The sequence below is a fragment of the Chryseobacterium sp. CBo1 genome (assembly GCF_001693475.1).
GTDB classification, from domain to species: domain Bacteria; phylum Bacteroidota; class Bacteroidia; order Flavobacteriales; family Weeksellaceae; genus Chryseobacterium; species Chryseobacterium formosense.
Window position 1 is genome coordinate 1 of sequence record NZ_MAUH01000042.1, and the last position, 12,502, is coordinate 12,502.

9 protein-coding genes and 1 pseudogene are annotated in these 12,502 nt (G+C 37.7%); 4 read left to right on the top strand and 6 right to left on the bottom strand.

Features of this window, described 5'->3' with window-relative positions; all coding sequences use genetic code 11:
- Positions 1-198: 198 nt before the first annotated feature.
- The 4 genes from BA768_RS16515 (at position 199) to BA768_RS16530 (ending at position 4,100) form a co-directional block, all read left to right on the top strand.
- A complete protein-coding gene (locus BA768_RS16515) occupies positions 199-666 on the top strand; it encodes a helix-turn-helix domain-containing protein (protein WP_065721659.1) in 468 nt (155 codons plus the stop codon).
- Positions 667-766: 100 nt separating this feature from the next.
- Positions 767-2,356 carry an oleate hydratase gene (locus BA768_RS16520; protein ID WP_065721660.1) on the top strand — a complete coding sequence of 530 codons (1,590 nt, stop codon included), beginning with the start codon at positions 767-769 and terminating at the stop codon, positions 2,354-2,356.
- Positions 2,357-2,415: 59 nt separating this feature from the next.
- A complete protein-coding gene (locus tag BA768_RS16525) occupies positions 2,416-3,048 on the top strand; it encodes a porin family protein (protein ID WP_065721661.1) in 633 nt (210 codons plus the stop codon).
- 104 nt (positions 3,049-3,152) lie between these two features.
- Positions 3,153-4,100 carry an alpha/beta fold hydrolase gene (locus tag BA768_RS16530; RefSeq protein WP_065721662.1) on the top strand — a complete coding sequence of 316 codons (948 nt, stop codon included), beginning with the start codon at positions 3,153-3,155 and terminating at the stop codon, positions 4,098-4,100.
- A gap of 75 nt (positions 4,101-4,175) precedes the next feature.
- On the opposite strand, the gene BA768_RS21690 is transcribed toward BA768_RS16530, so the two are convergent.
- The 6 genes and pseudogenes from BA768_RS21690 to aceB all read right to left on the bottom strand — a co-directional run.
- A complete protein-coding gene (locus BA768_RS21690) occupies positions 4,176-5,981 on the bottom strand; it encodes a 3-hydroxyacyl-CoA dehydrogenase (protein ID WP_065721663.1) in 1,806 nt (601 codons plus the stop codon).
- Positions 5,982-6,044: 63 nt separating this feature from the next.
- Positions 6,045-7,181, bottom strand: a complete 1,137-nt coding sequence (locus BA768_RS16540; RefSeq protein ID WP_065721664.1) for a catalase family protein — start codon at positions 7,179-7,181, stop codon at positions 6,045-6,047.
- Between the two features lie 10 nt (positions 7,182-7,191).
- Positions 7,192-8,550, bottom strand: coding sequence for a Dyp-type peroxidase (locus BA768_RS16545; RefSeq protein WP_065721665.1), 1,359 nt, complete (start codon positions 8,548-8,550; stop codon positions 7,192-7,194).
- A 3-nt stretch (positions 8,551-8,553) separates the two neighbouring features.
- On the bottom strand, positions 8,554-9,105 hold the full coding sequence (locus tag BA768_RS16550) for a hypothetical protein (protein WP_002978558.1): 552 nt from the start codon (positions 9,103-9,105) through the stop codon (positions 8,554-8,556).
- Between the two features lie 407 nt (positions 9,106-9,512).
- Positions 9,513-10,793: an isocitrate lyase gene (gene aceA / locus BA768_RS16555; protein ID WP_065721666.1), complete on the bottom strand. Its 1,281-nt coding sequence runs from the start codon at positions 10,791-10,793 to the stop codon at positions 9,513-9,515.
- A gap of 124 nt (positions 10,794-10,917) precedes the next feature.
- Positions 10,918-12,381 (bottom strand): annotated as a pseudogene (aceB, locus tag BA768_RS16560) (malate synthase A); the annotation flags it as partial.
- Positions 12,382-12,502 lie beyond the last annotated feature (121 nt).

A 12,502-nucleotide genomic window follows, 5' to 3' on the forward strand; every position in this document is an offset into this window, starting at 1 on the left:
GATGTCTTTTACGAATTTTTCGGAACTTTTCTTTTTAGGTGTTTCCATAATTAAATGTAATTCTTTTTTTGAAAACACTCCTTAACTTTTATACTATATAATGTCTACTTTTTGCTGACGATTTACACTCTATTCAATAAAAATAGCTTTAACGTAGTAATTTCCAACGAATCAAGTAGTACACACTTAATCAATTTATTGGATTATCTTCAACAGCAGGCCACGAGGAATGGTCTTTTTACAGAAGATATTGTTCGTACTATTATTATTAATATTTTATTGGAAGTTGCCGTCCTTACTAATGAAAACAGAAAAGACAACGCATATCCCACTCCACAGGATAAGAATCATATTTTTTTTAAATTCAATGAATTGGTGAAAGAAAATATTTTGCAGCATAAAGACGTACAATACTATGCGGACAAGCTATTCATTACCAACAAATATCTTATTCTGATTGTAAAAAAAGCGACCGGCAAAACGCCACATCAGATTATTGATGAGGCCTTATTAAAAGAAGTATACGTTCTGCTCGGCTATCCAGAAAAAAACATTTCTCAGATTGCATTTGAAACGGGCTTTAATTCTACCTCTGCATTCGGCCGTTTCTTTAAAAAGCATGCTTCAATATCGCCCCAAAAGTACCGAAGACAACAGCATTTTTAAAAAAGAAATTCCGTATATGATTTTCGAATTTAGGGATACCAAGGAATTAAGGTATATCAATACCTTTATTATATAAAAATAACCTAAAAAAAAATATCATATGAGCAATTCGAACAAACATGCATACTTCATCGGAGGCGGATTGGCAAGTCTTGCCGGTGCCGTATATCTGTTAGAAGACGGAGACTTTAAAGGCGAAAACATTCACATCATTGAAACTTTACCAATTTTAGGAGGCAGTAATGACGGTGCAGGAACCAAAAAAGAAGGGTTTATCTGCCGTGGCGGACGAATGCTTAACGAAGAAACTTACGAGAATTTCTGGGATTTGACCGGTCGCATTCCGTCGTTGGAAGTACCGAACATTTCCGTAAAAGACGAAATTCTTGCATTTGACCATGCAAACCCGACACAGGCAAAAGCAAGACTTATAGATAAGGATGGGAATATCCTTCCTGTTACCGATATGCAGTTCAATACTGGTGACCGTATGAAAATGGTAAAACTGTTCTTTGCTGATGAAAATGAATTGGATAATATGACCATCAGAGACTGGTTCAGCGACCATTTTTTCACCACCAACTTCTGGTATATGTGGCAAACCACTTTCGCTTGGCAAGAATGGAGCAGTATTTTTGAATTTCAACGCTATATGAAACGTATGCTGTTGGAATTTTCAAGAATCGAAACACTCGAAGGGGTTACCAGAACACCATACAACCAATATGAATCCGTTATCTTACCGTTGAAGGCATTTTTGGATCAGCACAAAGTGGACTTTTCATTAAGAAAAACCGTTACCGATTTGGATTTTGCCGATGATGATGGCATTACCGTAACGGGAATAGAATGCATCAATGCAGAAGGAAAAACAGAGAAAATAACTGTGAATGAAGGCGATTTGGTATTCTTTACCAACGGATGTATTACAGACAATTCTAATAACGGCGATTATAATACGCCTGCAAAATATTTGCCGTTAAATCCGCCAAGTTTTGCACTATGGCGTAAAATTGCCAACAAGAAACCCGGCAAATTGGGTAACCCAGACCCGTTCTTTACCAAACCTGACGAAACAAAATGGTATTCTTTCACACCAACATTCAAAGGAAATAAATTTCTGAAACTTATTGAAGAATACACTGGCAACAAGCCGGGCAGCGGAGCTTTGATGACATTTAAAGATTCATCGTGGCGAATGTCAATTGTGGTGGCTGCACAACCGCATTTCAAAGCGCAAGGCGATGATACTACCATTCTTTGGGGCTACGGATTATATCCAGATGCAGTGGGAGATTATGTGAAAAAGCCGATGATTGATTGCACGGGTGAAGAAATTTTGACAGAGTTGATTCATCATTTGCATTTTGAAAAACACGAACAGGAAATAAAAGATAGCGTTATCAATATTATTCCGTGTATGATGCCTTACATCGATGCGTTGTTTCAACCAAGAGCTAAAAAAGACCGCCCTGCAGTTGTTCCTGAAGGCAGCACCAACCTAGCAATGATTAGTCAGTTTGTAGAAATACCGGAAGATATGGTATTCACAGAAGAATATTCGGTTCGTGCAGCACGCATCGCTGTATATACCCTACTCGGTCTCGATAAAAAAGTAACTCCAGTAACGGAACACTGGAAAAAACCAGACGTGTTGGCAAAAGCTATTCATACCTCTTACAGAAATTAAAAATAAAAAAATTTTTGTTAACGACAATATTAGATTGACAATTTAAATCAATACAAAAAATGAAAAAAATCACATTGGCCATTGCACTTTGTGCAACTACTTTCGTGGTAAAAGCGCAAATTACGATTGACCCTGAAATAGGTCTGAATTTTAATAAAATAAAGACTGAGGTAGGCGATAATTCTTCCGAATCTGATGACTCCAAAACAGGATTCCGCATCGGGGCAGGCTTTAACATCCCTTTGTCACAAGGTTTTTACGTAAAGCCCGGTTTATTTTATAGCAACAAGGGTTCAAAAACCACCACCAGCATCGGAGATTTCAAAACCAGCCTGGACTACCTTGAAGTCCCTGTTAATCTCGGATATCAGTATAAAATTGAAGGAGGAAAGTCCGGAGGAATTTTTGCAGAGGTAGGGCCTTACATCGGATTTGGAGTAAGCGGCAAATATAAAGGAGAGAATATCCCAGTAATCGGTTCTCAGGAAACCGACATCAACTTTGGTAGTGGCAGCGATGAAACAAAAGGATTCGATTGGGGATTTAATTTCGGTGCCGGATATGAAACACCTTGGGGAATCTATCTGAAAGGGCAATATGGCCTGGGATTAGGTAATCTTTCCAATATAGACAACGTAACATCTTATAACCGCGGGTGGAATCTTTCATTAGGATACCGAATCTCTCTTTAATCTATAAAAGAGATTGTCTATAATAACCAATTTATCTAACTTTATTCTGCTCTTGCTTTTGTCAAGGGCAGAATATTTATTTTTGTACAAAACCAACCGACTCTATGGCAAAACAAACATCAGGATATATAAACAGGAAGAAAATTGCCAACTCAGGTACGCACAATCTTTTTTATGAATTATTCGAACCAATAAATGAACCTCCCAAGGCTACTGTCCTTATACTACACGGGATGCAGGAGCATAGCGGTCGTTATAAAGATTTTGCGGAATATCTGGCGAACAACGGTTTTGCAGTTCTATTATATGACCATCTCGGACACGGAAAAACGGCGGAAAACCAGGAAGAACTAGGTTATTTTCAAAAAGAAAATCCCAAGCAGCAACTGATAGACGATGCCGCAACGATGGCAGCATTTTTAGAAAACAACTACCCTAAAATTTCTCACTTTTTATTGGGGCATTCTATGGGTTCTTTCATTGCAAGATGCTTACTTCAGAATCAGAAAGATGTTTTTAAAGGAGCGGTCATCGTAGGAACGGGCGGAAAAATCAACGGAATCGGTTTGGCTAAATTTTTCCTGTCCATCAACAATATTATTGCTCCAAAACACCGGAGCAAATTCATCAACAGAACTTTTTCAAAAATTAATAATCAACATTTTAAAGGCGAGAAAGATGGCGACCTTACCAGTTGGCTGAGCCTCAGCAAATCCAACCGTGAATCATTTTGCAGGGACAGCCTATGCGGAGTACCTTTTACCAATAATGGTTTTTACGCATTAGTTTCTCTAAATCAACAGGCAACTGAAAGAAAATGGGCAGAAAAATTACCAAAAGAATTTCCCTTTCTTTTTGTAAGCGGAGCTGAGGATCCGATAGGAGACTTCGGAAAAGGTGTGGAAAAAACGGTAGCGCAAATGCAAAAAGATGGTTTTACGGATCTTAAAACTAAAATTTATCCTGCTATGCGACACGAAATACTTAATGAAGATATTAAAGAATCTGTCTATGAAAGTATAAAAGATTGGCTCTATGAAAAAATATCATAAAGAAAAAAGTATTTTAATTATAAATAACTGATTAATAATTAAAATACTTAGTTTTTAATGGAAATTTAGCATTTATCAAGCTTTTAAAAAATCCTTGCTTTGCCATTCCGGATCAGGATATTTGTAAAAACCTTCGCCGGATTGCTGACCAAGTTTTCCTTTGTCGATAAGTTCGGTTTTTAGCTTTTCTGCTATTTTCTGTGTTAGTTCTCCCGGGATTTCTTTTAAGATGTTATAATTGGTGTTCATCCCATTCAAATCTAAAATAGCCATCGGTCCAAAAGGAGCACCTGTTGCTATTCTCCAGGTTTTATCAATGGTTGCAGGATCGGCAACGTCATTCGCCCACAGTGCAAGGCCAGCCACCAAAAGCGGAATCAACAAAGAATCCAGAACATAGCCCGATTTTTCCTTCTTCAGTTCCACGGGCAGCATAGAAATGGATTTTGCAAACTCTACAATCTCGTTATAAACCATTGGGTCGGTTTGATCAGAACCCATTATTTCTGCCATATTACGAACCATTATATGATTGGCAAAATGTAAATGGATGAATTTTTCCGGACGATCGGTGAATGTGCTTAATCTGCTCGGCAAAAGTGTGGATGAGTTGCTCGCAAAAATGGTTTTTTCCGACGCGTGCTCAGAAGCTTTTTCCCAGAAATCTTTTTTGATATCGATGCTTTCCGGAACGGCTTCTATCAATAAATCGGCATCTTGTAAAGAAGCTTTCAAATCTGTAGAATAAGTGAGATCATTTTTGGTATTTTCGATTTTTTCTTCATCAGCTTTCAGGTAGTTTTTATATTCTTCAGCCAAGACATCAAAACGGTTTTTTGCCTTATTTAAAGCTTCATCATTAACATCATAAACCGTGACTTTATAGCCAAAATAGGCGCACTGCACCGCAATCTGAAAACCGAGAACGCCACTTCCAGCCACCACAACATTTTTGATACTGATTTTAGATAAATCGACTTCCGGCACTTTCAAAAAATCTGGGCCTTGCCACGAAGGATTTGGATATTTGTAAAAGCCTTCGCCAGTAGAAATTCCCAGTTTATTTTGGTCAATGAAGGTTGATTTAAGTTTATCCAGCACAATCTTATCATCTGTTTTGCCCTTCTCTACTTGCAGTTTGTAAATGTTGTATGGTGTCGTCAATCCGATAATATCATACAAAGCCATTGGTCCGTAAGGCGAACCAGTTCCCAGCATCCAGGTTTTGTCGATGGTTTCTGGCGTAGCATAATCGCCAATCCAAAGCTGCATTCCGGCATTCAGAAATGGATTTAATAAAGAATTGAGCACATAACCAGGAACTTCTTTTTTTACCAAAACAGGCACCATCCCTATCGCCTTGGAAAAATCGACTATTTCCTCAGCTATTTTTTCGTCGGTTCCTGGATGGGGCATAATTTCCGCCATATTTCGCAACCATATTTGATTAGCAAAATGCAGGTTAAGGTATTGAGCTGGTCTTCCTGTCACCTCTGCAAACTGACTTGGCAACAAGGTGGATGAATTACTTACAAAAATGGTTTTCTCCGGTGCAATTGAAGAGAGTTGCTTATAAAATTCCGTTTTTATTTTAATATCTTCTGGCACTGCTTCTATCAAAAGATCGGCATCTTTCACAGCAAATGCCAAATCGGATGAATAGTGCAGTCTTTCCCTAGCTTTTGTAATTTGTTCTTCGGTGGCGCCAAGATCCTTTTTATGATTTTCGGCCAAGCCGTCGAACTTTGCTTTCGCCTTTTCCAACACTTCATCGTTGATATCGTAAACAGTGGTTTCAAATCCGTGAATTGCTGTTTGAAAAGCAATTTGGAATCCTAAAACACCACTTCCAGCTACCGTTACATTTTTTATTTTGCTCATAATTTTGGTTCATTTTTGGTAATAAACTTTACGGAACTAGGGCTCAGCAATTTTCATTTTCAATTATAACTGATAAAACTCCGGACTGAATGCGTCCTCCAAATTCTTTGGTTCTTTACGTTTTTTGTGGTTTAGCTCGTGTCGTGAGGTTGAAGATGTTACATACGCTGATTGCCGTGAACGCTGTAAATTCCCAATCGGTGAATTCTCTTCTCTGGTTCTAAAAGGTGTAAACGACAGATTTTCCATAATTTCAAAATTACCATCCTCAGGAACCGTTTGTTTTGGTATTGTGATTTTTGCCACCGTACGGAATGGTGATAATTCCTGCGACCATTCTTTTGTAAGGTCATTGACAGGCATTTCTTTCAGGTCTTTGCAAAGTTGTATTTGCAACTCAAACGTAAGGTCTTTTTGAGCTATTTCTTTGATAATTCCTTTTCTGTACGGCCATTCTGCGCTGTCTAGATCAATATCTTTTTCCGTGATGGCGTTCTTGGTCTGCTCAGTTGGGATTACTCTTACTTTGGCGATATAATCACCGTGGCGAACTGCTCCCATACTGTAAAATTCATAAAGAAAACTGTTGATGGAAGGGATTTTTTCAAAAGTTTTAAGAGCGCCCAATTCCTTCAAAGCCTCAAAATTTGGAAATGCTTTTTTATTTTCGGTGACCCAAAGTGTGGCAAATTCCAATTTTCCCAAGGCTCCCTTTTCAAAGAAATCATTTAGCTTTAAAAACAGCTTTGAAATGAAAACATAATGTTCTGCCGAGTTGCAGAAAAACACGGGATTATTAATCAGGTTAAAATCAATATTCGTAGAATCTTCCTCTCCGGGAGATAATTTTTTGCCATCTATCCCAAAAATCTTTAAAGCAAATCCTTGTGCATTACCGCTAAGTTTATCGGGCAAAACTCTGGACGAACCATTGGAAAAGCGAACTGCTGCCTGGTGTTTTCCGGGTTTCGCATAAATGCCCTGCGCCAGTTCTTCGGGCAGATTATCCAAAATTTCAACCTCTGCTTTCAGTACTACATAACCATTGGCGTGCGCATCTCTTGTATGATGGGTCGCCCTGCTTAGGTTTGGCGTATTTTTGATGTATTCGCGGATATCGTTATTAATGGTGGTAATATACTCATCGAAATTTTCTGGAATTTCTTCCACTTCGTAACTGTACTTTATGTAATCTTCCATAGTGCTTTTTTTATTTTAATTCACTAATCCATTTTAAAGCAGAAATGCTTGGAATAAAACAATATTCTCCGCCTTTCACAATGTTGTAGGTCTGCAAACCACGGTATCTTTTGATGAGGGGTTCTCCCGGTGCAGAAAAAAGTGCGTCTTCGTCCTGTACACCGATCATAGGATCTTTTTCTGTTCCCAGATTTTGGGAGTTACCATCGTTTGCCCATTGTTTTTGAAGAAATTCCAGTGTTCCCATTGCATCGGCACTAATGCCAATAAAGTACTGTCCACGTTCCTTACCGTCATTTTTGGTTACCTCCGGCGGAACAATGTCGCCAAAAGTTACACTTTTTCTGATGATCCTGTGCAAACGTTCATCCTCCAAAACAAAAGATTTGGAATCTCTTGGGTTCATCCTGCGGATATGCGAACTGAACGGACACTTTTTACCGTACTCATCATTCTTGAAAGAAAAATCATTGTTCTTTTGCATATCATCTCCTAGCGCTTTATCATCCTTTTCGGGAGCTAAAACCAAAGGTGCACCACTTCGCCAGCGACCTACCATTTTGGCAGCCAAGAGTTCTCCCTCTTCCGGCGAAGAAGAATTTTCCTTAATGAATTGATTAAATTCTGCCACCTGACTTTGATACTTTCTGAAAACCATAAAAGAACCGTTCTTTCCTAAAACTTCAGGTTGTGGAAATGGCTTTATGATGCCTGCTTCTCCAGGATAGCCCATTATAAATTCGCCTGCTTTAAGCGGACGGTCAAATCCGGGAGGAACATCTATCCCACTGCCTTCAATTTCCGGATTGCTGATGCCATCCCTGAATCCGAATACATTTTTAACCTCTTCAGATACGGCGAAATCGTGGCTCATTATTACTTCTACGCCGCTGTTATTCGTCAATTTAGAACGAAATTCCTCCAGCTGGCTTTTCCACGCCTCTTCATTGTTGGCGATAATTGCAGCAGCGATGTGAATATGTGATCTTTTAAAAACCTTTTCCCAGTTTTTAGGGTCATTGACTCCAATGTCGTACAGAAACCGGGAACGTTCTGCCATTCCCTCCTTGAAGGATTCGGGAAAAGTATCGAGTGACTCTTGAGGCACACCGATTTTTTCCAGACCTTTATAAGTGAATGTCAAAGTAACCGATGCGCCTTCATTCTTATGCCAGTCTTCCGCAGAACTCACAATCGGCAAGAGTTTTTGGAGCATTTGTCTGGCTGCCACAGCATCTTTGATTTCAATAATAGCCACTGTTCCGAAATATGGTATAGGTCGGCTTCTGAGAATTAAGGCCTGTATTTCGTTCAGCTCAATTTCAACTTTATTGGGATTAAAAATCCGCTTTAAAAATTCCAATGCCATAGGTTAGATTTTATTTGCTTCGTCAATTGCCTTATTCAGTCCTTTAATGATTTTATCATTTCTCCTTATATCATTCACCGTAAGATGCGGAACACCTACATACCAACCTGTCGCAGTAATCTGATGGTCTAGAATGAACTGTTTTACACTCGGGTTTTTTATGCCTGGCCAGCCTTCTACATTCCCAAAAATGATGTCCATTAGCTGCGGAATTTTTGTAGCGAAATCATCAATATAAGCATCCCAGTCGCCATCGTAAGCCGTGCAGAAAAGAATCTTGGTATCGTTATCAAACAAAACTATACGAAGGTCATGCAGCGTTCCTACTTTGGTTGCGCCTTTCAGATCACCACCTGCAATTTCCATTATGGTTCTGAGATTTTCTGCACCTCCGGGTTTTAGGTCTGCCATCGCAGTTAACTCAGATACACGGCCGGATCTTAACCCTTTTCTTCCGGCAGATGTAGTGGAATGGTCATAACCATCATCGATACCTTCACTGAAATTCGCCTTTGCTAACTCGGCAGCCAATTTTACTTTGTCTATAAAACTCATAATTAAGATTTTTGATTAATACTAATTCACATTATTTTTCAAGATGAAACAATAATCTTAAAGAGTTTATTACAAATGTAAAGCCATAGCAATCTATCGTAATGTACCGAAATTCGTATTTTATGTACTGAAAATCCCTAATCCCACCTATTTGCTTTAAAAGCTTCAATTGATAAAAGGAAATATCTTATCTTTAATCTTGTTGTAATTTTGAGAGAATAAAACCTATTTAACTATAAAAAATCAATCTTTATAATTGAGATTTCTCAATATTTACTCAATAGAACATTCAAAACAAAAACCTTCCTCAAAACAGGAAGATTGCAACAATTAAATTTAATTATAATGGATTTTTTGTAAGAATAGTTAAACGCAAAAATACAATGAAATTTGCCAATATTAAATTTTTAATGAAACTGTGCTGTTTCTGTAGAATCTCTCATCGCCACTGTTGCTGCCGAACCATTGGTTACAATATTTTGAATTTCATCAAAATATCCTGTCCCAACAAAAGACTGATGTTTTACCGCTCTGAAACCCTGCTTCTGCAAAGCAAATTCGCGTTCCTGCAATTCAGAATAACCTGCCATTCCTTTTTCTTTATATGCCAAAGCTAATTCAAACATCGCAGTATTCAAAGCATGAAAACCAGCCAATGTAATAAACTGGAATTTGTAACCCATTTTTCCCAATTCTTCTCGGAAATTCAGCATTTCATCGACACTTAATTTTGCAGCCCAATTAAAAGAAGGTGAACAGTTATAAGCCAACATTTTATCTGGAAATTTTGTACGAATTCCTTCTGCAAATTTTCTTGCCATCTCCAGATCCGGATTTGACGTTTCCATCCAGATCAAATCGGCATAAGGAGCATAAGATAAACCTCTGTCAATTCCCTGCTCTACACCATTTTTCACAACATAGAAACCTTCAGAAGTTCTTTTCCCTGTCACAAACTTTTTATCCCTGTCATCAATATCTGAAGTCAACAAATCTGCCGCATCTGCATCTGTTCTAGCAATAATTACAGTCGGTACTCCCAAAACATCTGCTGCTAAACGAGCCGATATTAGCTTATTAACCGCTTCTTGAGTCGGAACCAAAACTTTTCCACCCAAATGCCCACATTTTTTCGCAGAAGATAACTGATCTTCAAAATGTACTGCTGCCGCTCCCGCCTCAATCATTTGCTTCATTAATTCATAAGCATTTAAATTTCCGCCAAAACCTGCTTCTGCATCGGCGATTATTGGAACTAAATATTCTTTTTCTCCACCTCCGTTTACGGATTGAATTTGATCTGCCCTTAATAATGCATTATTAATTTTCTTCACAACAGAAGGTACTGAATTCGCTGGGTACAAAGATTGATCGGGATACATTTCACCAGACAAATTAGCATCTGCTGCAACTTGCCAACCTGAAAGATAAATTGCTTCCAGTCCCGCATCAACTTCCTGAACCGCTTGATTTCCAGTTAAAGCTCCTAATCCGGCAACAAAATCCTGAGAATTGAGTTTTGTCCAGAATTTCTTTGACATTTCGGTAGCAATCGTATAATCTAATTGGTAAGAACCTCGAAGTTTCAGTACATCTTCGGCTGTGTAAGGTCTTTTCACGCCATTCCAACGTGGATTATCCAGCCAATCTTTTTCTAATTCCTGAATTTTTTCCTGTTTTGTTTTCATAATATTTGGAGTTTAAAATTTTCTTCAAGTTGCGAGATCTGAGATTTCAAGTGAAACTATTCGAATTGAAATGTGGAAAAATTTTGTGCGAGAACTTTTCTTATTAAAAATTTCTAATTCTATTTTAAATAAACAGATACGCTTTCAATGTTAAAAATTCAACAAAGTTTTCACAGAAAATCAATTCGTTAAAAAGTTCTTTTGCCAGAGTAAATTCTCCGTTTTTGAAACGTTCTTCACCGACATATTTTTCAATTCTTTCCAGTTCCTCAAATTCCCATTGAAGAATCATTTCCCTGGTCAGTTTTCTTTCATCATTTAGAAATGCTTCATTTTTCAGCCATTGCCAAACTTGAGTCCTTGAAATTTCAGCAGTTGCCGCATCTTCCATCAGATTATAAATCGCAGCTGCACCTACTCCCATTAACCAAGATTCGATATACAGAATTCCGACGTTGATATTTTTTCGGACACCCTGTTCGGTAATTTCTCCTTTTGGAATTTCCAGTAAATCATTTTCTGTAATTTGATAATCAAACTTTTTATCGATTTGATTTTTCTCAGGCATAAACTGGTCGAAAATATCTTTCGCCACAGAAACCAAATCGGGATGTGCAACCCAAGTTCCATCGTGACCATTTTTCACTTCACGCTCTTTATCATTTCTGACCTTTCCAAAAGCCTGACTGTTGGCTTCATAATCATTTTTAATAGGAATCTGCGCCGCCATTCCACCAATCGCGTGAACATTTCTTTTATGACAAACTTCAATCACTCTTTTTGAGTATGCATTCATAAAAGGTGAAGTCATTGTTACCTGATCACGATCAGGGAGAATAAATTCTGGAAGATTTCTGAATTTTTTAATGAATGAAAAAATATAATCCCATCGACCACAATTCAAACCGGAACTATGTTCTTTTAATTCGAATAAAATTTCATCGATTTGAAAAGATGCAGTGATAGTTTCAATTAAAACTGTTGCTTTAATTGTTCCCTGAGGAATTCCGAGATAGTTTTGAGCAAAAACAAAGACGTCATTCCACCAGCGTGCTTCTTTGTAATGTTCTAATTTGGGGAGATAAAAATAAGTTGCACTTCCGTTTTCTATCAATTGTTTTATGTTTCTGAAAAAATAAATTCCAAAATCTATTAATGAAGCGGAAGTTTGTTCATCATTGATTTCAATATGTTTTTCATTCAAATGCAAACCTCTTGGACGAACTAGCAGAACAGCCATTTCTTCATTTAATTGGTATGATTTTCCCTGCTCATTTGTAAAATCAATTCTTCTATTGATTGCATCCGAAAGATGGATTTGACCTTCCATACAGTTTTTCCAGGTTGGAGAATTGCTGTCTTCAAAATCCGCCATAAAAGTTGAAGCATCACAATTCAAAGCATTAATAATCATTTTTCGATCAACTGGCCCAGTAATTTCCACTCTTCGATCCAGCAAATCTTCAGGAAGTGGATTGCAAACCCAATTTCCTGTTCTGATTTCTTCGGTTTCTGGAAGAAATTTTGGAAGAATTCCTTTATCGAAATCTTTCTGTGTAATTTCTCTTTCATCTAAAAGCTCTGTACGTCTTCAAACTAACTTGGACATTTTGGAATAAATCCTTAAGGAGTATTTAGGGTTATAAATTTATTAATTTCTGTTGAAAATACAACTGTCTTCTTTTTCGGATTGAATCCGATTTTATTTG